This window comes from Sphingomonas sp. (assembly GCF_029239295.1).
Taxonomy (GTDB): Bacteria; Pseudomonadota; Alphaproteobacteria; order Sphingomonadales; family Sphingomonadaceae; genus Sphingomonas.
Map to the genome: position 1 here is coordinate 21,933 of NZ_JAQZBC010000008.1, position 21,508 is coordinate 43,440.

The 21,508-nt window shown below is 66.6% G+C and carries 20 protein-coding genes; 4 read left to right on the plus strand and 16 right to left on the minus strand.

Annotated features, from left to right (window positions below):
* Positions 1-3: 3 nt before the first annotated feature.
* The 14 genes from murC to K0S66_RS09660 all read right to left on the minus strand — a co-directional run bounded on the left by murC (position 4) and on the right by K0S66_RS09660 (position 14,648).
* Positions 4-1,422: a UDP-N-acetylmuramate--L-alanine ligase gene (gene murC, locus K0S66_RS09595; protein ID WP_301075133.1), complete on the minus strand. Its 1,419-nt coding sequence runs from the start codon at positions 1,420-1,422 to the stop codon at positions 4-6.
* Complete coding sequence (gene murG, locus K0S66_RS09600) at positions 1,419-2,564, minus strand: undecaprenyldiphospho-muramoylpentapeptide beta-N-acetylglucosaminyltransferase (RefSeq protein ID WP_301075134.1); 1,146 nt, start codon at positions 2,562-2,564, stop codon at positions 1,419-1,421. The genes murC and murG overlap by 4 nt, the downstream gene beginning before the upstream one ends.
* Positions 2,561-3,778 (minus strand): putative peptidoglycan glycosyltransferase FtsW, encoded by a 1,218-nt coding sequence (locus K0S66_RS09605; RefSeq protein WP_301075273.1) that lies wholly within the window; start codon positions 3,776-3,778, stop codon positions 2,561-2,563. The genes murG and K0S66_RS09605 overlap by 4 nt, the downstream gene beginning before the upstream one ends.
* Before the next feature lie 5 nt (positions 3,779-3,783).
* Positions 3,784-5,088: a UDP-N-acetylmuramoyl-L-alanine--D-glutamate ligase gene (gene murD / locus K0S66_RS09610; RefSeq protein ID WP_301075135.1), complete on the minus strand. Its 1,305-nt coding sequence runs from the start codon at positions 5,086-5,088 to the stop codon at positions 3,784-3,786.
* On the minus strand, positions 5,085-6,155 hold the full coding sequence (gene mraY / locus K0S66_RS09615; RefSeq protein ID WP_301075136.1) for a phospho-N-acetylmuramoyl-pentapeptide-transferase: 1,071 nt from the start codon (positions 6,153-6,155) through the stop codon (positions 5,085-5,087). The genes murD and mraY overlap by 4 nt, the downstream gene beginning before the upstream one ends.
* Positions 6,155-7,528 (minus strand): UDP-N-acetylmuramoyl-tripeptide--D-alanyl-D-alanine ligase, encoded by a 1,374-nt coding sequence (gene murF, locus K0S66_RS09620; RefSeq protein WP_301075137.1) that lies wholly within the window; start codon positions 7,526-7,528, stop codon positions 6,155-6,157. The genes mraY and murF overlap by 1 nt, the downstream gene beginning before the upstream one ends.
* 77 nt (positions 7,529-7,605) lie before the next feature.
* Positions 7,606-7,734 carry a hypothetical protein gene (locus K0S66_RS09625; protein ID WP_301075138.1) on the minus strand — a complete coding sequence of 43 codons (129 nt, stop codon included), beginning with the start codon at positions 7,732-7,734 and terminating at the stop codon, positions 7,606-7,608.
* A complete protein-coding gene (locus tag K0S66_RS09630) occupies positions 7,724-9,145 on the minus strand; it encodes a UDP-N-acetylmuramoyl-L-alanyl-D-glutamate--2,6-diaminopimelate ligase (RefSeq protein WP_301075140.1) in 1,422 nt (473 codons plus the stop codon). The genes K0S66_RS09625 and K0S66_RS09630 overlap by 11 nt, the downstream gene beginning before the upstream one ends.
* Complete coding sequence (locus K0S66_RS09635) at positions 9,142-10,857, minus strand: penicillin-binding protein 2 (RefSeq protein WP_301075141.1); 1,716 nt, start codon at positions 10,855-10,857, stop codon at positions 9,142-9,144. Before K0S66_RS09635 ends, K0S66_RS09630 begins: the two co-directional genes overlap by 4 nt.
* Before the next feature lie 5 nt (positions 10,858-10,862).
* Positions 10,863-11,528: a hypothetical protein gene (locus tag K0S66_RS09640; RefSeq protein ID WP_301075143.1), complete on the minus strand. Its 666-nt coding sequence runs from the start codon at positions 11,526-11,528 to the stop codon at positions 10,863-10,865.
* On the minus strand, positions 11,525-12,517 hold the full coding sequence (rsmH, locus tag K0S66_RS09645) for a 16S rRNA (cytosine(1402)-N(4))-methyltransferase RsmH (protein ID WP_301075144.1): 993 nt from the start codon (positions 12,515-12,517) through the stop codon (positions 11,525-11,527). Before rsmH ends, K0S66_RS09640 begins: the two co-directional genes overlap by 4 nt.
* On the minus strand, positions 12,514-13,017 hold the full coding sequence (locus K0S66_RS09650) for a division/cell wall cluster transcriptional repressor MraZ (protein WP_301075146.1): 504 nt from the start codon (positions 13,015-13,017) through the stop codon (positions 12,514-12,516). Before K0S66_RS09650 ends, rsmH begins: the two co-directional genes overlap by 4 nt.
* 309 nt (positions 13,018-13,326) lie before the next feature.
* Positions 13,327-13,617 (minus strand): hypothetical protein, encoded by a 291-nt coding sequence (locus K0S66_RS09655; RefSeq protein ID WP_301075148.1) that lies wholly within the window; start codon positions 13,615-13,617, stop codon positions 13,327-13,329.
* A 50-nt stretch (positions 13,618-13,667) separates the two neighbouring features.
* Positions 13,668-14,648: a cysteine synthase A gene (locus tag K0S66_RS09660; RefSeq protein WP_301075149.1), complete on the minus strand. Its 981-nt coding sequence runs from the start codon at positions 14,646-14,648 to the stop codon at positions 13,668-13,670.
* A gap of 102 nt (positions 14,649-14,750) precedes the next feature.
* Between K0S66_RS09660 and K0S66_RS09665 the strand changes: the two genes are divergently transcribed.
* Positions 14,751-15,278 carry a DNA-deoxyinosine glycosylase gene (locus tag K0S66_RS09665; RefSeq protein WP_301075151.1) on the plus strand — a complete coding sequence of 176 codons (528 nt, stop codon included), beginning with the start codon at positions 14,751-14,753 and terminating at the stop codon, positions 15,276-15,278.
* On the opposite strand, the gene K0S66_RS09670 is transcribed toward K0S66_RS09665, so the two are convergent.
* Positions 15,275-15,979, minus strand: coding sequence for a glutathione S-transferase N-terminal domain-containing protein (locus K0S66_RS09670; RefSeq protein ID WP_301075152.1), 705 nt, complete (start codon positions 15,977-15,979; stop codon positions 15,275-15,277). The genes K0S66_RS09665 and K0S66_RS09670 overlap by 4 nt on opposite strands.
* A 161-nt stretch (positions 15,980-16,140) precedes the next feature.
* Between K0S66_RS09670 and K0S66_RS09675 the strand changes: the two genes are divergently transcribed.
* The gene (locus K0S66_RS09675) at positions 16,141-16,686 is read left to right on the plus strand and encodes a hypothetical protein (protein WP_301075153.1); all 546 of its coding nucleotides are present in this window, start codon (positions 16,141-16,143) and stop codon (positions 16,684-16,686) included.
* Positions 16,687-16,785: 99 nt separating this feature from the next.
* On the opposite strand, the gene alaS is transcribed toward K0S66_RS09675, so the two are convergent.
* Positions 16,786-19,449 carry an alanine--tRNA ligase gene (gene alaS / locus K0S66_RS09680; RefSeq protein ID WP_301075154.1) on the minus strand — a complete coding sequence of 888 codons (2,664 nt, stop codon included), beginning with the start codon at positions 19,447-19,449 and terminating at the stop codon, positions 16,786-16,788.
* A gap of 156 nt (positions 19,450-19,605) precedes the next feature.
* Here alaS and K0S66_RS09685 point away from each other — a divergent pair, with 156 nt between their 5' ends.
* Both K0S66_RS09685 and K0S66_RS09690 read left to right on the plus strand, forming a co-directional pair.
* On the plus strand, positions 19,606-19,929 hold the full coding sequence (locus K0S66_RS09685; protein WP_301075155.1) for a YnfA family protein: 324 nt from the start codon (positions 19,606-19,608) through the stop codon (positions 19,927-19,929).
* A 212-nt stretch (positions 19,930-20,141) separates the two neighbouring features.
* Positions 20,142-21,491, plus strand: a complete 1,350-nt coding sequence (locus K0S66_RS09690) for a dicarboxylate/amino acid:cation symporter (RefSeq protein WP_301075156.1) — start codon at positions 20,142-20,144, stop codon at positions 21,489-21,491.
* Positions 21,492-21,508 lie beyond the last annotated feature (17 nt).

Sequence of the window (21,508 nt, forward strand, 5' to 3'; positions counted from 1 at the left end):
CGCTCACCGCCGCGCCTCGATCGCGGGTGCAAGACCAGCGGCCCATTTGGTGATGTCGCCCGCGCCCAGGCAGACCACCTGATCGCCCGGGCGGACCTCCTGCGCCAGCACAGCGGCGAGCGCATCGGCATCGTCCACCATCGCCGCCGCGCGGTGGCCGCGGTGGCGCAGGCCGTTGACCAGCGCCTCCGCATCGACGCCCGCTACAGGTGCCTCGCCCGCTGCATAGACGGGGGTGACATAGACCGCGTCGGCATCGTTGAACGCGCCCTGGAACTCATCCATCAGATTGCCGAGGCGCGAATAGCGATGCGGCTGCACCACGGCGATTACCCGGCCCTGTGCCGACTCACGCGCCGCGGCGAGCACCGCGCGGATTTCCACGGGGTGATGGCCATAATCGTCGATCACGGTGGCGGTACCGCCGTCGGCGAACGAGATCTCGCCCACCTTGGTGAAGCGCCGCTTCACGCCGTTGAACTTCTCGAAGCCCTTTTGGATCGTCGCGTCGTCGATGCCGAGTTCGAGCGCCACGCCGATCGCGGCGAGCGCGTTCTGGACGTTGTGCCGGCCCGGCATCGGCAGATCGATCCCCTCGATCGAGCGGGTGGTACCGTCGCGATGGCGGATGATCGCCTCGAACCGGTTGCCGCCGGGATAGGGCGACACGTTGACGCCGCGCACGTCTGCGCTGGCGGCGAACCCGTAAGTCACGATGCGGCGATCCCGCACGCGTGGAATCAGCGCCTGCACCTCGGGATGGTCGAGGCACAGCAGCGCGGCGCCGTAGAAGGGCACGTTTTCGACAAATTCGACATAAGCGTCCTTCGCTCGATCGAAGCTGCCGTAATGATCGAGATGCTCGGGATCGATGTTGGTCACCACCGCGATGGTGCCGTCGAGCCGCAGGAAGCTGCCGTCGCTTTCGTCCGCCTCGACCACCATCCAGTCGCTGCCGCCCAGCCGCGCGTTGGAGCCATAGCTGTTAATGATGCCGCCGTTGATCACGGTCGGGTCGACCCCGCCCGCATCGAGCAGCGCGGCGACCATCGATGTGGTGGTCGTCTTGCCGTGCGTGCCCGCCACCGCCACGGTCGATTTGAGCCGCATCAGTTCCGCCAGCATCTCCGCGCGACGAACGACGGGGATACGCTGGTTGAGTGCAGCCTCGACCTCCGGGTTGCCGCGCTTCACCGCGGTGGAGGTTACCACCACGGCGACGCCGTCCACGTTCGCCGCGTCATGGCCGATCGTCACCTTGATACCGCGCGCGCGCAGACCCTCGATCACATAGCCCTCGGCCACATCCGATCCCTGCACGGCATAGCCCAGGTTGTGCATCACCTCCGCGATGCCGGACATGCCGATCCCGCCGACACCGACGAAGTGGATCGTTCCAATGTCCGTTGCGACGCCCTTCACGCAAAAGCCTCCTTTGGCTGAGACACGCCGACCGGCAGCTTCGCGCGCGGCGCGTCCAGGCTTTCAACCAAATCCGCCAGATCGCTCGCGGCATGCGGCTTGCCACATCCCTTCGCACGCGCGGCGGCATTTTCGAGCGCAGTCGGATCAAGCCCCAGCTTCTGCATCTGCTTGGCGAGCTCGGCCGGTGTGAAGGCGCTCTGCGGGATCGTGCGTGCGCCGCCAGCGGCGGCAATCTCGCGCGCGTTCGCGGTCTGGTGATCGTCGGTCGCGCCGGGCAGCGGCACCAGGATCGCGGGCCGACCGGCTGCAGTCAGTTCCGAAATGGTCGAGGCGCCGGCGCGCGCGATCACGAGATGTGCCCAGCCGAGCTGCTCGGGCAGATCAGGCAGATAGGTCGCGAGATCGGCCGCAATTTCAAGTTCGGCGTATTTGGCGCGCGCCGCATCGATATCCTCGATCCGCGCCTGATGCGTCACCTGAAGCCGGCGGCGGAACGCGACCGGCAGCATAGCCAGCCCCTCGGGCACGACCTTCGACAGAACGCTGGCGCCCTGCGACCCGCCGGTCACGAGCAAGCGGAAGATGCCGTCTTCCTCCAGCAGCGGATACGGTTGTGCGCGCAGCGCGATCACCGCGTCGCGGACGGGATTGCCGATGTGGTGCGCCTTGCCCTCGAACTTGGGCTTCAGCCGCTCGGTCTCGGCATAGGAGGTCGCGATTGCGTCAACGCGCGGGGCGACCAGGCGATTGACGCGGCCGAGCACGGCGTTCTGCTCATGAACAGCGGTCGGGATCTTCTCAGCAAAGGCAGCGGCGAGCGCCGGGAACGCAGGGTAGCCGCCGAAGCCGATCACCGCCGCCGGCTGGAAGGTGCGATACAGCTGGCGCGCCATGGCACGGCCACGCCACATCTGGCGCGCGGCCTTCGCCCAGCCGAGCGGGCCGCCGGCGATGCGACCGGCGGGAAGGACATGCGTCTGCACATCCTCGAACAGGCCGGGAAAGCGAACGCCGCGATCGTCGCTGACCAGCGCGACCCGGTGGCCGCGCCGCATCAGTTCCTCGGCCAGTGCGGCGGCGGGGACCATGTGCCCGCCGGTGCCGCCGGCGGCGAGAACGAACTGCCGCGGCCGGGTCATGCCGCATTCCCCCAGCGTGCCACATAGGGGCTGCGCAGCAGGAACGGGTTGCGACGGGTAAAGGTGAGCAGCAATCCCATGCCGATCGACAACGCGATCATCGACGAACCACCATAACTGATAAAGGGCAAGGTCATCCCCTTGGATGGCGCAAGGCCGGTATTCACCGCCATCGAGATCAGCGCCTGAAGGCCGAACTGCGTGGCGAGGCCGGAAGCCGCGAGCAGCTTGAAGCTGTCCTGTTCGTCCAGCATCTTCACGAACACGCGGGCGACGATGGCGAGGAACAGGATCGCGATCACCATACAGGCGATCAGGCCGAACTCCTCACCAATCACCGAGAAGATATAATCGGTATGCGCCTCCGGCAGCCCGAACTTCGACGTGCCGGCGCCAGGACCAGTGCCGGTCCAGCCGCCCGAGGTGAGCGTGCGATGGGCGGCGTCGGTCTGGAAGTGTGCGCCCTCCGCCTCGTTGGGATCGCGGAACAGGAAGCTGTCGATACGGGTGCGCGCGGTGCCATAGAACATGTACGCCGCGCCGACGCCGAGCGGCGCCATGGCGATAAAGGCAGCGAGCGTCTTGGTCGGCGTGCCGGCGATGATCAGCAGCGTCATCCAAACGAGGCCGAACACCATCGTCTGGCCGAAGTCCGGCTGAAGCATCAGCAGTGCGCCGACGACGGCCGTCATGCCAAAGGTAATGGCGGTGAGCGGCAGCCCCTCCTCCTTGGTGCGCAGCGACAACAGCCACGCGACCGTGACGATGAAGCAGGGTTTCAGGAACTCCGACGGCTGGAACTGCGCGAAGCCGACGCCGACCCACCGATTCGCGCCGTTCACCTCGACGCCGATGCCGGGGATGAGCACCATGAGCAGCATGACGCCAAACGCCGCCGCGCCCACCACGGCACCACGGCGCGCGACATGGACGGGGAGCATCGAAATGCCGATCAGCACCGGCAGTGAGACGAGCACCCACATGACCTGACGCCAGAAATAATAGAGCGGCGGGATCTTCAGCGCCTCACCCGAGTAGCGCATTGCCGTGGCGGGCGACGCAGCCGCGACCGACAGCAAGCCAACCGCGATCAACGCAAAGGTGAGCAGCAGCAGCACTCGGTCGGTATCCCAGAACCAGGTACCGAGCGGCGAACGATCGCCGCGCCCACCGCGCTCCTTGAACCGGCCGCGCAGCCCCTGCTTGGTCGCCAGATCGGTCAAGACAGCCCCCCCACCGTGTCGCGAAACACCTGGCCGCGATGCTCGTAATCGCGGAACTGGTCAAAGGAGGCGGCAGCCGGCGAGAGCAGGACGGTGTCGCCCGGCTGTGCCTGCCCTGCCGCGCTGCGGACCGCCTGTTCGAGCGTTTCCACCTCTTCCACCGGCACCTTCCCGTCCAGCGCGCGCGCGAACACCGGCCCCGAGGCGCCGAAGGTGTAGGCGCGCACGACATGGCCGAGATGCGGCAGGCAGGCGTCGAGATCCTCGCCCTTGCCCTTGCCGCCCACGATCCAGTGGACTCGATCGAAGGCGGCGAGTGCGGGGGCCGCGCTTTCGGGATTGGTCGCCTTGCTATCGTTGACGAAGGACACGCCGTTCACCTCGCCCAGCCGTTCCATCCGGTGGGGCAAGCCGCGGAAGCTTTCGAGGGCGCGGTCGATCGTTGCTTCGTCGACGCCCAGCGCCTGTGCGACCGCGATCGCGGCGAGCGCGTTCTGCGCGTTATGCGGGCCCTGCAGCGAGGGCCACCGGGACTGGTCCATGCAGACGCCGGGCGCGATCTTCGTCAGATGCTCACCACGCGCCGAGAGGGCCCGGGCGATCTGCGCCGACGGCGCGTCACCGATGCCGATCACCGCTTCGTGCGTTGCAGTCTGCATCGCGAACAGCCGTGCCTTTGACGCGGCGTACGCGTCGAAATTGGCGTAGCGATCGAGGTGGTCGGGGGTGATGTTGAGCAGGACCGCGACGTCGCAGTCTAGGCTGGTCGTCAGATCGATCTGGTAGCTCGACAGTTCGAGGACGTAGACGCCCTCGCCACGTGCATTGGGCGCCAGACCGTCCTGCCCCAGGATGGGCAGCCCGATGTTGCCGCCCATGGTGACGGGGAGTCCGGCGATATCAAGGATGTGGGCAACCAGCGCCGTGGTGGTCGACTTGCCGTTGGTACCGGTGATGCCGACCACCTTGTGCGCGGGCAGTTCGGCCCGCGCCTCAGCGAACAATTCGATGTCACCGATGATCGGGACGCCGGCAGCACGCGCCTGGGCAGCGATCGGGTGGGTGTTGAGCGGCACGCCTGGCGACACGACGAGGCCTGCCGCACCAGTCAGATCCAGCGCCGCAATGTCATGGACGATGACGCCGTCGATCCCTGCGGCCTGCGCACGTGCGGCAGGATCCTGATCCCATGCAACGACATACGCGCCCGCCGCAGCGAGCGCGCGGATGGTCGCGAGGCCGGAGCGCGCGAGCCCCAGCACGGCGTAGCGTTTACCGGCCCAGGGGGTGGAGACGATCACCGCAGCTTCAACGTCGACAGGCCGGCAAGCGCCAGCACGAGGCTGATGATCCAGAAGCGGATCACGACGGTCGGCTCGCTCCAGCCGAGTTGTTCGAAATGGTGGTGGATCGGCGCCATGCGGAACACGCGCCGGCCGGTGCGCTTGTACCAGAACACCTGGATGATGACGCTCATCGCCTCGACCACGAAGAGGCCGCCGATGATGCCGAGGACGATTTCGTGATGCGCCACCACCGCAATGGTGCCGAGCGCCCCGCCCAATGCGAGACTGCCGGTGTCCCCCATGAAGACCGCAGCCGGCGGCGCATTGTACCAGAGGAAGGCCAGGCCGGCACCGATCATCGCGCCGCAGAAGATGGCGAGATCGCCAGCCCGCGCGACATGCGGGATGCCGAGGTAGTCGGCGAACTTCACGTTGCCGACGAGATAAACGATCAGCATGAACGCCACCGAGGCGATGATCACCGGCATGGTCGCCAGCCCGTCGAGCCCGTCGGTCAGGTTCACCGCATTGCCGAAGGCAACGATGGTGAAGGCAGCAAAGACAGGGAACAGCCAGCCCAGTTCCAGATACATGCCATTGGTGAACGGCAGGAACAGCTGAGTCCCATTCTCATAGCTGATGATCCAGGCAGCGATGCCGGCAATGCCAAACTCCAGCAGCAGGCGAACGCGCCCCGGGACACCGGCAGTGCTCGCCTTTCGCACCTTGTCGTAATCGTCGAGGAAGCCGATCGCGCCAAAGCCCAGCGTGACGAACAGGCAGGACCAGACGAACGGATTGCGCAGGTCCATCCAGATCAGGATCGACAGCGCGAGGCTGGTCAGGATCATCAGGCCGCCCATCGTGGGCGTGCCGCGCTTGGCGAGGTGAGTCTGCGGCCCGTCGGCGCGGATCGGCTGGCCCTTGCCCTGCCGCACACGAAGCCAGCCGATGAACCGCGGCCCGATAATTAGGCCGATGAACAGCGCGGTCGCGATCGCACCGCCAGTGCGGAACGACAGATAGCGGATGAGGTTGAAAACACCCGGGAATCCGAGCTGCTCGGCGATCCAGTACAACACTATGCCATGCCCCCGGCGAGTGCCGCGACGACCCGCGACAGCCCGACTCCGTTCGATCCCTTGACGAGTACCGCGTCGCCCGGCGCGAGCATTCCGGGAAGAACCTCAAGCGCCGCTGCGGCGGTGGGCACATGGACGAATTTGACCCGGCCCTCAAGCGCTTGTGCGAGCGGCGCCATCGCTTCGCCGACCAGCAGCGCCGCTTCGACGCGGGCTGCCTCGATCGGGGTGGCGAGCGCCTGATGATAGGTCGCGGAGCCCGCGCCCAGTTCCCGCATCTCGCCAAGAACCGCGACATGCCGCCCAGGCTCGTTCGCCAGCACCGCGAGCGTCGCCGCCATCGAAGCAGGGTTGGCGTTGTAGCTTTCGTCGATCACCACAGCCTCGCCGCCGGCGATCGGCGCCAGCACCCGCGCGCCCCGGCCGGGCAAAGCGCCCAATTCCGCAAGCGCCAGCCCGGCGAGCCCGAGATCACCGCCGGCGGCATCAACCGCAGCAAGCACCGCCAGCGCGTTGGACACCCAATGCGCGCCTGGCTGACCGATGGTCAGGCTGAGTTCCCGGTCGCCCACCTTTGCGGTGATGAAGGTACCGCCCGTGCGCAGCGTCATCGTTTCGATCGGATGCACATCGGCTTGGCGATCGGTGCCGAAGGTGACGATCCGGCCGGCATAAGGCCGTGCGGCCGCGATCAGGCGATCACGATGCGGGCTGTCGTACGGCACGATGGCGATGCCGCCGGGCTCCAGCCCCTGGAAGATCTCGCCCTTGGCATCGGCAATCGCGCTCTCGTCCGGAAAGAACTCCGTGTGCGCCGGCGCAATGGTGGTGATGAGCGCAACGTGCGGGCGCACCAGGGTGGTGAGATGAGCGAGTTCACCCGGGTGGTTCATGCCCATTTCAAGCACGCCAAAGTGGGTCGCAGCGGGCATCCGAGCGAGGCTCAAGGGAACGCCGGTGTGGTTGTTGTAGCTTTTGACCGAGCGATGGGCCTGCCCCGGCTCGCCGCGGTCCAGCGCTGCGAACAGCGCCTCCTTGGTCGAGGTCTTCCCGACCGATCCGGTTACGCCGATGACGCGCGCCGAGGTGCGCGCGCGGGCAGCGCGCGCCAGATCCTCGAGCGCGGCAAAGGTATCCGGCACCTGGACATGCGGGTGATCGGTTGGCGCGGAGACGATGGCGCCTGCCGCGCCCTGGGCGAAAGCCTGATCCAGGAAGCGATGCCCATCGGTTGCCTCGCCTGCCAGCGCGACAAAGAGGTCGCCGCGGCCAACCTCACGCGAATCGAACGCGATCCCGCCGGCCTTGAAGTTGCCGGACGCTTCGCCCCCGGTGGCGGCGGCGATTTCGTTAGAAGTCCAAAGAGAGTCCATGCGGCCCTATACCACCGGGAATGCGCCGGTCGCGCGAAGATCGCGCGGGCCGCGTGCCAGACGGGAAAAGGCGGGCGTCAACGCAGCCCGCTGACAGCGTCGCCGGTGACCAGTTCGTAGCGGACCCCCAGCTTCCGCCGCTCACGAGGCGGCTTCGCACCGTCGGCAACAACAGGTTTGGACGGAACCACGAACTTACGCTTCACCGGCAACCTCCCTGGCTACAGTCACGTCGTCGAACGGCAGGACGAGATCACCGACGATCTGCCCCTGCTCATGCCCCTTGCCCGCGATGAGGACGATGTCATCCGCCGTCGCCATCGCGATTGCCTGCCGGATTGCGCCGCGGCGATCGCCATGTTCGATCGCGTCGGGCGCCCCCTTCAGAATGTCGGACCGGATAGCGGCTGGCTGTTCGCTGCGCGGATTGTCGTCGGTGACGATGACCACATCGGCATGCGCCGCCGCAATCTCGCCCATCGGCTCCCGCTTGCCTTGATCGCGATCACCGCCGGCGCCTAACACCAGGATCAACCGACCGGCGACGTGCGGGCGCAACGCCGCGATCGCGGCCTCCAGCGCGTCGGGGGTATGCGCGTAGTCAACGTATACCGGCGCACCGGCGGGTGAGATCACGGCACGCTCCAGACGGCCGCGGACCGGCTGAAGCCTGCCTAGCCCGGCGATCGTTCTCGCGACGTCGCCACCAGTGGCGATGACGAGACCAGCGGCGATCAGCGCATTCGCCGCCTGATACGCGCCGATCAACGGCAGCGTTACGCGATGCTCCTGGTCCCCGGCTGCAATGACAAGCCCCTGTCCAAGCAAGGTCGGATCGCGGCTGACGAGCCGCAGATCATCGCCATGTTCGCCCACGGTGATGAGGCGATTGCGCCGCTGCCGCGCCAGATCGATCACGCGTTCGGCATGGGGATCATCGACCCAAACCACCGCCGTGCCGTCAGGCGCCAGCACCTCGGAGAAGAGGCGCAGCTTGGCGGTGAAATAGGCCGCCATGTCGCCATGATAATCGAGGTGATCGCGCGACAGGTTGGTAAAGGCTGCGGCGGAGACGCGAAGCCCGTCTGTGCGATATTGCGTCAGCCCGTGGCTAGATGCTTCGAAGGCGAGGTGGGTGACGCCTTCACGCGCGAGGCCAGCGACATTGGACAGGAAAGTGACCACGTCCGGGGTGGTGAGGCCAGTGTTCACCTGATCGGCGGCAGTGGTGACGCCGAGCGTGCCGATGGATGCGGCGTGACGCCCCGCCATGCGCCACAGCTGACGGGTCAGTTCCACCGTGGATGTCTTGCCGTTCGTACCAGTGACGGCGACGGTCGTTTCGGGGAAGGGCGCGAAGAAGCGTGCCGCCAGCGCTGCGAAACGGGCGCGGGGGTTGTCGTCCGCGATATGGACGGCGCCTTCGACCACCGCCTCGTGGCGCGCCACGACGGCAATCGCACCGGAGGCGATCGCCGCCGGGATGAAATCCTCACCATTCACCCGTGCGCCCTCAAATGCACCGAAGATGGTGCCCGGCGCGACCTTGCGATGGTCGATCGCGAAACCCGTGACAGTTGCCGTTTCCGGCCCGCCGGTGAGATCGCCCAGCTTCATTCGGCCTCAACCTTCTTGTCGCCCGGCGCGTGCCAGAGGAGCCCCTGAAGTTCGCGAACGTCGATGTCGCGCTGCGCATCTGGAATGACGCCCAGCATCGCGCCGGTGCGGCTGATCACCCGGCTGACCACCGGCGCCGCGGTATAGGCAGCAGTGGTCTGGAACAGATTGGCCTCCACCCGCTTCGGACTGTCCAACATCGTCAGCACCACATAGCGCGGTGCGTCCATCGGGAAGGCCGCCGCAAAGGTGGAGACGTTGCGGTTGCGCGCATAGCCGCCGCCCTCAGCCGCCTCCGCCGTTCCCGTCTTGCCGCCAACGCGATAGCCCGGCGCTTCCGCCTTGCGGCCGGTGCCGTTCGTGACGATGAGCCGCAGCAACTGACGCATCCGCGCGCTGGTCGTCTCGCTGATCACGCGCCGCCCCTTGGGCGCCTTGCCCGGCTCCACCTTCAGCAGCGTGGTCGGGCGCCAGACGCCGCCGTTGACCAGCGTCGCATAAGCGTTGGCCAAGTGAAGCGGGGTCACCGCAATGCCATGGCCATAGGCCGTGGTCATGACCGTGGTGCGCGCCCAATAATGCGGCCACAGCGGACGGCCCTTCTCCACCAGTTCGATGTCGGGCTTCGTATCGAAACCCATCTTGCGGAACATCGTCTGCATCCGCTCGGCACCGATCTCATCCGCGATCCGCGCGGTTGCAATATTGGACGAATGGATCAGCGTTTCGGGGATGTTGAGCCAGCGGTTCTGCGCGTGATCGTCCTTGATGCGATAGCGGCCGACCTGAAGCGGCGCGGTAGCATCGAAGCGCCGCGAAATGTCGCTGACGACGCCAGTGTCGATTGCCGTCGCCATGGCGATCGGCTTGAATGCGGAGCCAAGCTCATAGACGCTTTGCGTCACCGTGTTCCGCAGCTGCTCGATGCCGGCCATGCCGACGCGGTTCGGATTGAACAGCGGCAGCGACACCATGGCGATAACCTCGCCTGTGTCGACATCCAGCACGACGCCAGCGGCGGCACGCGCCTGCATGGTCGACATCGACTGGCCGAGCTCGCTCTCCATCGCGGCCTGAACGCGGCTGTCGATCGACAGCGTCACCGGCGTGCCGGACAAAGCGGGATTGAGCAGCCGCTCGTCCAGCGCGCGCTCCATGCCCAGACGCCCATGGACGGTGGGGTCGTTCTTGGTCGTCCCGATATAGCCGAGCACGTGCGCAGCCAGCGTGGATTGCGGGTAGAGCCGCTGCGTCTCGCGGTCGAAAACGATGCCCGGCTCACCGATCGCATTCACCGCCTGGACCAGTGCGGGCGAGGCCCGGCGGTTGAGGTAGGTGAAGTTCACGTCGCGCGTGATGAGCCGGTAGAAATGATGCTGGTCGCCGACATCCGGCATGAGGTCGGACAGGCGCTTCGCAATCTCGCTGCGATCACCCAGCAGCCGGCGCGGGTGAACGCCGATGGTCCAGGCGTCGATCGTGCGTGCGAGCTGTTGACCGTTGCGATCGACGATGTCACCGCGCGCCGCCGTGCTGATCGGCGCGGTGCGGCTGGGACCGCCGTCGAACGCCAGCATGGCCAGGCGGCCGATCACCAGCAAGACGCCGCCCGCGAACAGCAGCAGCAGCACCATCAGGCGCATGTGCTGCGTCGCGAGCAACGCCTGACGCTGCTCGCTGACTCGCGTGGGGCGGGTCGTGCGGGCGACCATGGTGTTCAACGCAGGCGACCCCGCTCCGACCGTGCACCGCTCATCAGGTCGCCGAGCGTGGAATCGCTCAGCAACGACTTGTCGAGCATGGCTACCGCATGCGCCTTCCGTAGCGAACCCGTCGAGCTATCCGCTGCACGCACCACCGCCGCCTTGGCGAGGCGTGGCTCGGCCACCGGCTCGGTCACGGCCGACGCCACCTTGACGGTAGTCGTGCGCGGCGCGGGCGCCTTGGCCGCCACCTGGACCGTCGCCGGCTGGGTCGCGGCAGGAACCGTGAGCACGGCGGGGGGTGCGAATTCGGCGGGGCTTGCCGGGACGATCAACTGTGCGGTCTGGATCGCGCCACCAGCGGCACCAGGCATGCCGACACCGGGCCGGAAGCTGATCGCGGCAAGCTGCGCCTCGTCCTTCACGAACTGCCCAGCGGTCGGGGCGACGAGCGCAAGGGTGTTGCCGTTCCAGCGTTCGAGCTGGGCAAGGTTCGACCGCACGTCGAACTCAGTTTCCAGCGATCGGATCTCACGCTCTGCCGCGCTGATCTTGGCGTCGATCTGGGCCAGGCGTTTCCGCTCGGCCGCCACCTGCAGGCTCACCAGATAAAAGCTCAGCGAGACGATCACCACGCCGCTGAACCAACCCAGTCCCTTCAATCGATAGGACGCCGTCATTCACTTTCCTCCACGCGCAGCCCGCCCGCCGCATTCTGCCCCTGGTCACCCCACGCCGGCGCGGTTGTCCGCCGCGCCGTCCGCAATGTCGCGGAGCGCGCGCGCGGATTGCGCGCCACCTCCGCCGCACCGGCGCGCACTGCGCGCCCTACGATCTCGAAAGTCGGTGCCCGCGCGTCGGCGACGGCAGGGCGATGGCGCGATCCCGCCGGCGTCGCCCCGCTACGCTCGCGCAGGAACCGCTTGATCATCCGATCCTCGAGCGAATGAAAGCTAACCACGGCGAGCCGCCCGCCGGGTGCGAGCACCCGTTCGGCCGCTTCCAGCCCGGCCGCCAGTTCGTCGAGCTCACGATTGATGTGGATGCGCACCGCCTGGAACGCGCGGGTGGCCGGATCCTTCTTGTCATGCGGGCGATGGCCCAGCGCCTTGCGCACCACACGGGCGAAATCACCCGTGGTGGCCAGCGGGCGCGCCGCGACGATCGCGCGTGCCACGCGGCGCGACTTCGGTTCCTCACCATAGCGCCACAGGACGTTGGCGATATCTTCCTCTTCGGCGGTGTTCAGGAAGTCGGCCGCGCTTTCGCCCTCCTGGCTCATGCGCATGTCGAGCGGGCCATCCTGCTGGAACGAGAAGCCGCGCTCCGCCTGATCGAGATGCATGGAGGAGACGCCGATATCCATCGTCACGCCATCAACCGGAACGGCGCCGCGTGCCGCAAGCTCGCGATCGAGGCGCGAGAACTCTGCCGGCACCAGCGTCAGGCCGGGCTCGGCCTGCTCCAGGGCGCGGCCGGCGGCGATCGCATCGGGATCCCGATCGAAGGCGAAGACGTGAACGCCTGCACCCAGCAGGGCACGGGTGTAACCGCCGGCACCAAAAGTGGCATCAACCATGGTCTCGCCGCGCTCGGGGGCAAGCGCGGCGAGAACTTCGTCGAGCAGCACCGGAACATGCGGTGCGTCGGCGTCTGAGCGGGAAGTCACAGCGTGATCCCCTTGTCACGGCACAGGATCGTTGCGTGGCGCTTGGCCATCTCATCGACGCCGTCATGGGCGATCAGCGTGCGCGGATCCCAGATCATGAAGCTTTCGTAATCCCCCAGGAAGAAGGCGACGTCGGTGATGCCGGCGAGCTCACGCTCGACTGCGGGAAGGATGAAGCGTCCGCTGCCATCGAACGGCACCGGCTCCACCGAAGCGCCCCGCATACGGGGAGCGTAGAATTCCGCCGAGCCGGTACGAATGCCTGATTCGGCCTGACGCTGAATCAGCTGGTTCTTGGCGTGTTCGACATAGCCACGGTCGTGCGCGATCAGGCACGGAAAGTCAGGATGAACGCCGACGAGGACGGTGCCGCCGTCCTTGCCATCGGGACGCGGAGCATTCTGAGCGAGAGCGGCCCTCAGGGTGTTGGGAATCGCGACCCGGCCCTTGTCATCGACAAGACCGACCCCCTTCCCAAGATAGTCCACCCGTTCCGACACGCCCACCTCGCACAAGGCGCGCAGGAGTTCTCGCCCCGAAAAACGGCCCAGCCGTCATCGGTTGTCACTTTTTATCAAGCAACAGCGGTCCTGCCCCTCTGTCGCTTACTGAAGTATCAGCGACGGTCGGGGATGGGAAGGGAAAATCGGGGAATATCGGGGAAAGAACCTAGCTCGGCGGGAAGATGAGGCTCCCGCCCGACCAAATGAAAGAATGTTCACGACACGTTCCCGGCGCAACGATCGGCCGCCGGACAGACTCGGTAGTTTGTGGGGATGCGTCCCCGAATTTCCCGGGATGGCGCGGGATCACGGCCGCGGTTCCGCAGGCGCGCGCCCGGTTTCGGTCGCGCTGGGGGCGACGCCGAGCTGGGCAAGCGGCTCATTGTCGTCATCGGGAACGGCGGGCGCGGCCACATTGGCGGGGCTGGTGGTGTTCGCCACTTCCTCTACCCGCGGGGCGGCGACAACCGGCTGTTCACGCGAGGCGGCATTGAAGAGCGCACTCGCCAACCCGATCAGCAGGACCACGGCGGCGAGCCCAACCATGCCGACCCGGACACGTTGCATCGCCTGGCTGGGGGGAACAGCACGCTTCATTTCACCGCGCGACTCTAACGACGTGTCGCGCGCTTGTCGAATTCGGGAAGTCAAGAGCGCGACACCGCCAATCCCTTCGCCTCACGCCAGGCCGGATCGTAGAGCGTCGACAGGTAGCGGAACCCCGTGTCGCACAGGATCGTCACCACCCGCTTGCCCGGGCCAAGTTCACGCGCAAGGCGGACCGCACCGGCCACGTTGATGCCCGACGACAGGCCGAGGCACAGCCCCTCCTCCCTCAGCAGGCGATCGACCCACTCCAGCCCTTCGGCGTCCGAAATCCGGAACTGCGTGTCGATTGGCGCGCCCTCCAGATTGCCAGTGATGCGACCCTGCCCGATGCCCTCAGCAACCGATGAACCTTCGCTCTTCAGTTCGCCATGGGCATAATATTCGTACAGTGCAGCACCGTGCGGATCGCTGAGCGCGATGGTGATCGCCTCATTCTTTTCCTTGAGGCCGAGGCCGACGCCGGCAATCGTACCGCCAGTGCCCGCCGCGCAGGTGAACCCATCGATGTTGCCATCCATCTGATTCCAGATCTCTTCCGCTGTTCCAACGATATGGGCGCGGCGATTGGCGATATTGTCGAACTGGTTCGCCCAGACCGCGCCGGGCGTTTCCTCGGCAATGCGGCGTGAGGTGTGCACGAAATGGCAGGGATTAGAATAAGGCGCCGCCGGCACGGTCACCAGCTCAGCGCCGAGCGCGCGCAGCGTGTCCATCTTTTCCTTGGATTGGGTGTCCGGCATCACGATGATGGTCCGATACCCCTTGGCATTGGCCACCAGGGCGAGGCCGATGCCGGTGTTGCCGGCGGTGCCCTCGACGATCGTGCCCCCCGGCTGCAACGCGCCGCGCGCCTCCGCATCCTCGACGATGAACAGGGCCGCGCGATCCTTCACGCTGGCGCCGGGGTTGGCGAATTCGCATTTGCCGAAGATGTCGCAGCCCGTTGCCTCGCTGGGCCCCTTGAGGCGAACGAGCGGGGTATGGCCGATGAGTGAAAGCGTGTCCGAAGCGGTATGCATGATGCCTAGATGGCGCGGCGGCGCAGCAGCGGCAACCGCTGCTCGCGCTTTGTTACGGCCAAGCCGTGCTACTGACGCCGGCTGAAGCAGGACGAGGCAGGGATGAGTGGCGAGCTATCGACGGGCGACACCAACAAGGACGCAGCACGAAAGATCTCCTTTCCGGCCCTTGCGGCGCCCGACGCCAAGCTACTGATTCTGGGTAGCCTTCCCGGCGAACGCAGCCTCGCCGAGCGGCGATATTACGCCCATCCGCAAAACCAGTTCTGGCGGCTGATGAGCCCCGTGGTCGGGCATGACCTGGCGGCGCTGCCCTATACCGAGCGGCTCGACAGCCTGCGCGCGGCTGGCATCGCCCTGTGGGATGTGGTCGCCAGCGCCCGCCGCGTGGGGAGCACCGATGCGACCATCAGGGAAGCGGCGGCAAACGATCTGGCCTCCCTGGTGAGCGAACTACCTGCGCTGCGGGCCGTCGCGTTCAATGGCGGCACAGCGCTGAAGCTGGGCCGCCCGCTGCTCGCCGGGCATGATGTGGCGATCGTCGCCCTCCCCTCCTCCAGCCCGCTTCACACGATCGGGCTCGCGGCGAAACAGCCGGCGTGGAGCGCGCTGGCGGCGTACCTCGCCTAGCCGGCGCTCGGGATCGTCAATCCGCGCTGCACCGCGGGGCGCGCCAGAGCGCGATCGAGCCAGGCAGCCACGTTGCGGAAATCACCGAAGCCGGTGATGTCGCCCGCCTTGTAGAAGTCGACGAGCGCGCGCACCCAGCCGATCAACGCGATGTCCGCGACGGTATATTCTTCGCCGAGGAACCACTTACGACCATCGAGCGCGCCATCCATGACGCCGAGCAGGCGCCGTGCCTCATCGACGTAGCGCTGGAGCGGGCGCTTGTCCTCCCACTCCTTACCGGCGAATTTGTAGAAGAAACCGAGCTGCCCGAACATCGGGCCGACGCCGCCCATCTGGAACATCAGCCATTGCACCGCTTGCCATCGCGCGGACGGGTCGGACGGCAGGAACTTTCCCGACTTTTCCGCGAGATACAGCAGGATCGCGCCGCTTTCGAACAGCGCCAGCGGCGCTCCGCCGGGGCCGTCGGGATCGAGGATCGCCGGGATCTTCCCGTTGGGATTGAGCGACAGGAATTCGGGCGTCTTCTGATCCTGGCGGGCGAAGTCGACGAGATGCGCCTCATAGGGCAACCCAGTCTCTTCCAACATGATCGACACCTTCACGCCGTTGGGCGTCGGCAATCCATAATATTGCAGCCGGTCAGGGTAGCTAGCCAGCCAGCGACGCGTGATCGGGAAGGCGGACAGATCGGTCATCGGCATTGCTCCTGCGCTTTGCTGTCGCAGGTAAGAAGGCCGGTGAGCGCCGCCAAGAGCTCCATTCATCCCCCGCACCATGCAGCTTGCCGACAGGCGCTTGCGTGGAACCTGCCCGGTGCGACGTCGTTGCATCACCGATCCATTCACAAGGAGGGACCATGTACCGTACCGCATTCCTGCTGCTCGCAGCTGCAACGCCGCTGGCCGCCAATGCGCAGACCGCCCCGGCACCGCAGGCGAACGCTGCCGCCGCGACCGGCACCGCTACCGCTGCTGCGCCGACCGTTGGCGCGACCATCGTCGACACGCAGGGCAACCCGGTCGGCACCATCGCCTCGACCGACGGCACCAACGCAGTCGTCGACACGGGCACCGTCAAGGCGGCCGTTCCGCTGTCGTCCTTCGGCACCGGCCCCAAGGGCCCGACGCTGGCCATGACCAAGGCAGAGCTTGAAGCCGCCGCCGGCCAGGGTGCAGCGCAGGCTGCCGCGCAGTTCCAGTCGCAGCTGACCACGGGCGCGACCGTCTATGGTGCCGGTGGCACCTCGGTCGGCACGATCAAGACAGTCGAGGGTGAATTCGTGACGCTGACGACGCCGAAGGGCGACGCGCGTCTGCCCAAGGGTTCGTTCGGCCCTGGTCCGCAGGGCGTGACCATCGGCATGACCGCCGCGCAGCTCGACGCTGCAATGGCCGGCAAGTAAGCGGCCTGACCGCGGGGCTGAATCAGCCCCGCGGTCCCGTTACCCGGCCTGTCGCCGGAGAAGATCGGCCAGTTTTGGCCGTACCCCGGCCAGATCGATTCAGGCGGCCGCTTTCGCCTCTTCCAGCGCCGCACGAACCGCCGCCAACGCCTCATCGGCCTTGTCGCCGTCCGGTCCGCCGCCCTGCGCCATGTCGGGCCGGCCGCCGCCGCCCTGCCCGCCAACAGCGGCCACCGCACGCTTCACCAGATCGACCGCATTGAAGGTTGCGACCAGATCGTCAGTGACGCCGACTGCCACCGTCGCGCGGCCGTCGTTGACCGCGACCAGTGCCGCGACGCCGGACTCGATCCGCTTCTTGGCGTCGTCCACCGCGCCGCGCAGCCCCTTGGCCTCGAAGCCGTTCAGAACCTGACCCACGAAGGCGACGCCACCGACGGTTTCGGGACCAGCCGGGGCAGCCCCGCTGCCGCCGCCCATCGCCAGCGCCTTCTTCGCCTCGGCCAGTTCACGCTCCAGCCGGCGCTTGTCCTCCAGCAGCGAGGCTACGCGGCCGGGCACCTCGTCGGGCGTGGTGCGCAGGGCAGATGCAGCCTCACGCAGCTTGTCGTCGCGCGACGAGAGGTAAGCCCGCGCGGCCTCGCCGGTCAGCGCCTCGACGCGGCGGACGCCGGAGGACACGGCGCCCTCGCCGATCACCTTGAACAGGCCGATGTCGCCCAATGCGTTGACATGAGTGCCGCCGCACAGCTCGACCGAATAGGTCTTGCCGCCGTCATCGGTGCCCATCGAGACGACGCGGACCTCGTCGCCGTACTTTTCGCCGAACAGCGCCATCGCGCCCATCGCGATCGCATCGTCGGGCGTCATCAGCCGGGTGGTGACGGGGCCGTTCTGGCGGATCTTGGCGTTCACCGCAGCCTCTGCGTCAGCCAGTTCCTCGGCGCTCATCGCGCTGGAATGGCTGACGTCGAAGCGCAAGCGATCGGGCGCGACGAGCGAGCCCTTTTGCGCGACATGCGTGCCGAGCCGCTCACGCAGCGCCTCGTGCAGCAGGTGGGTGGCGGAGTGGTTGGCGCGGATCGCAGCGCGGCGCGCGACGTCGATCGCGAGCTTCACCGTATCGCCGACCTTGATCTCGCCCGCGCTGAGCCGGGCGTGATGGACCCACAGCTTGCCAAGCTGCTTCGAGGTGTCGGTCACCTCCGCGGCAAGGCCGGCCTCGCTGCTGATCGTGCCGGCGTCGCCGACCTGGCCGCCGCTTTCGCCATAAAAGGGCGTCTGGTTGACGATCACGTCAACCTGGTCGCCGGCCGCGGCCTTCTCGACCCGCGCGCCATCCTTGACCAGCGCGAGCACGACGCCCTCACCCACATCGCTGGAATAGCCGGTGAATTCGGTTGCACCGACTTCCTCGGCAAGGTCGAACCAGAGGTCGTCCGACGCCTTGGCGCCAGAGCCCTTCCACGCTGCGCGGGCGGCGCGCTTCTGTTCGGCCATCGCGGCGTCGAAGCCGGCGCGGTCGACGCCGAACGACTGGGCGCGCAGCGCGTCCTCGGTCAGGTCGTACGGGAAACCGAAGGTGTCGTAGAGCTTGAAGGCGGTTTCGCCCGGCAACACGTCGCCCGGCTTCATCCCCGCAGTCGCCTCGTCCAGGAGCTTCAGCCCCTTGTCGAGCGTCTGGCGGAAGCGGGTTTCCTCCTGGGCGAGCGTGGCCTCGATCAGCGGCTGCGCGCGGACGAGTTCGGGGTAAGCTGCGCCCATCTCGGCGACGAGTGCCGGCACCAGACGATGCATCAACGGCTGCTTGGCGCCGAGCAGATGGGCGTGGCGCATCGCGCGGCGCATGATGCGGCGAAGGACATAGCCGCGGCCCTCGTTGGCGGGCAGCACGCCGTCAGCCACGAGGAATCCCGAGGTGCGCAGGTGATCGGCGATCACGCGGTGGCTGGCCTGATTGTCGCCGGTCGTGGCGGTGTGGGTCAGCGCGCCCGAGGCAGCGATCAGCGCCTTGAACGTGTCGGTATCATAATTGTCGTGGACGCCCTGCATGACGGCGGCAATCCGCTCCAGCCCCATGCCGGTGTCGATCGACGGGCGTGGCAGATCGCCGACGATCGTGTCGGCTTCCTGCAGGAACTGCATGAACACGAGGTTCCACACCTCGACGAAGCGATCGCCATCCTCGTCCGGCGAGCCGGGAGGACCACCGGGAATGTGCTCGCCGTGATCGTAGAAGATCTCGCTGCACGGCCCGCACGGACCATCCGAGCCCATCGCCCAGAAATTGTCCTTCGTCGGGATGCGGATGATGCGGTGATCGGGCAGGCCGGCGATCTTCTTCCACAGATCGAACGCCTGGTCGTCTGTGTGATAGACGGTCGCGGTCAGCTTGTCCGGGGACAGGCCCCATTCCTTCGTCAGCAACGTCCAGGCGTGGGTGATCGCCTGTTCCTTGAAATAATCGCCGAACGAGAAATTGCCGAGCATCTCGAAGAAAGTGTGATGCCGGGCGGTGTAGCCGACATTGTCGAGATCATTGTGCTTGCCGCCGGCGCGCACGCACTTCTGCGCGCTGACCGCGGTCGAATAGGGGCGCGTTTCGAGCCCGGTGAACACGTTCTTGAACGGCACCATGCCCGCGTTGACGAACATCAGCGTCGGATCGTTCTGCGGCACCAAAGGTGCGGAGGGCACGATGCTGTGCCCGGCCGAGCCGAAGTAATCGAGGAAGCTGCGGCGGATGTCGTTCGTCGAGGTCATGGCGTGCGACTTAATCGGCGGCGGGCGCGCTGACCAGTATCTCTATTCCACAAGATTGCGCGATTGCGCACCATTCGTGCGCAACGATGCGGGTGCGGGCCGGGCGCGGGCCCGATCAGGCTGGCCGCGCCTGCCCGCTTCTGCGACAGCGGTGCCGTGAGCGTGATCGTCTATCTGGCAGCCGCCCTTGCGGAAATCGCCGGCTGCTTTGCCTTCTGGGCGTGGCTTCGGCTCGACCGATCGCCCTGGTGGATCGCGCCCGGGATCGCGTCGCTCTGCCTGTTCGCCTATCTGCTGACGCTGATCGACAGCGATCACGCGGGCCGGGCCTATGCCGCTTATGGCGGGATCTACATCGCCTCCGCCTTGCTGTGGCTGTGGGCGATGGAGGGCGTGCGGCCCGACCGCTGGGACCTGACGGGCGCCGCCGTCTGCCTGATCGGCGCGGCGATCATCCTGTGGGGGCCGCGCGGCGGGTGATGGCGCAATGGGCCGTTTCCACGTCCCGCCGCATAAACAGATGAAGCGCCAGCCATAGCATTTGTGCATCACTGGTGCAGGAAACTGCCTTGTTCACACCTGCACAGAGGCTTGACGACGCGACGGCAATCCCCTTCATCACGCCGGATCGACATTTCCTCCGTTCGCTCTGCGCTTGAACCGGATGGCGGAGGCACATTCCGGGAGCATCCATGGCCAAGCGCCTGACGTTATACATCATGATCGGCCTGGTCGCCGGTATCGTGCTGGGCCTTTCGCTCAACGCGTATTTCGACGACGGCACGCCGGCATCGGCGGCCAAATTGTCGGAAATCGCCGGCTATTTCTCGATCGTCACGACCATCTTCCTGCGACTGATCAAGATGATCATCGCCCCCCTCGTGTTCGCAACGCTGGTCGCCGGCATCGCGCACATGGGCGACACCACAGCATTGGGCCGGATCGGTGGCCGCGCGGTCGGGTGGTTCATCGCCGCCAGCCTCGTCAGCCTGACATTGGGCCTGATCCTGGTGAATCTGTTCCAGCCGGGCGTCGGGCTGAATTTCCCGTTGCCGGCGACTAACGAATCAAGCGGCGTCGAACAGGCCGCGTTCAATCTCACCAATTTCTTCACGCACATCTTCCCCGCCTCCGGCATCGAAGCGATGGCGAAGAACGAGATCCTGCAGATCGTCGTCTTCTCGATCTTCATCGGCGTCGCGATCACCGCGGTCGGCGAGAAGGCCGCCCCACTGGTGCGCGGCATCGAGGCGCTGGTGCAGGTGATGCTGACCGTCACCAATTACGTGATGCGCCTAGCCCCGCTGGCGGTGTTCGCCGCAGTAACCGGCACGCTGACCGAACGTGGCCCGGCGATCATCGGCAACCTCGCCTATTTCATGGGCACCTTTTACGTCGGCATAATCATCCTGTGGCTGCTGCTGATCGGCGTCTGCTACGTGATCGTCGGGCGGCGCACGACACTGCTGGTCCGCTATATCCGCGAACCGCTGCTGCTCGCTTTCTCCACCGCATCGTCCGAGGCGGCCTATCCCCGCACGCTGGAGGCGCTCGACAAGTTCGGCGTGCCGCCGCGCATCGCCAGCTTCGTGCTGCCGCTGGGGTACAGCTTCAACCTCGACGGTTCGATGATCTACATGACCTTCGCGACGATCTTCATCGCGCAGGCCTATGGCATCGACCTGACGCTGTGGCAGGAAATCACCATGCTGCTGGTGCTGATGATCACCAGCAAGGGGATCGCCGGCGTGCCGCGCGCCAGCCTGGTGGTGATCGCGGCGACCCTTGGCTTCTTCAACATCCCGGAGGCCGGGCTGCTGCTGATCATCGGCATCGACCACTTCCTCGACATGGGCCGGAGCGCGACCAACGTCGTGGGCAATGCGGTGGCGAGCGCGGTGATCGCGAAATGGGAGGGCGAGCTCGATCCGCTGGAGCCGGACGTGATCCCCGATCCGCGGGCGCCAGCAGGCGGCGGCCCGGTCCATCCGACGCAAAGCTTTGCCGAGACCCCCACGCTCGATACCGAGAAGCGGGGCTGACCATAAGAAGGGGCGTC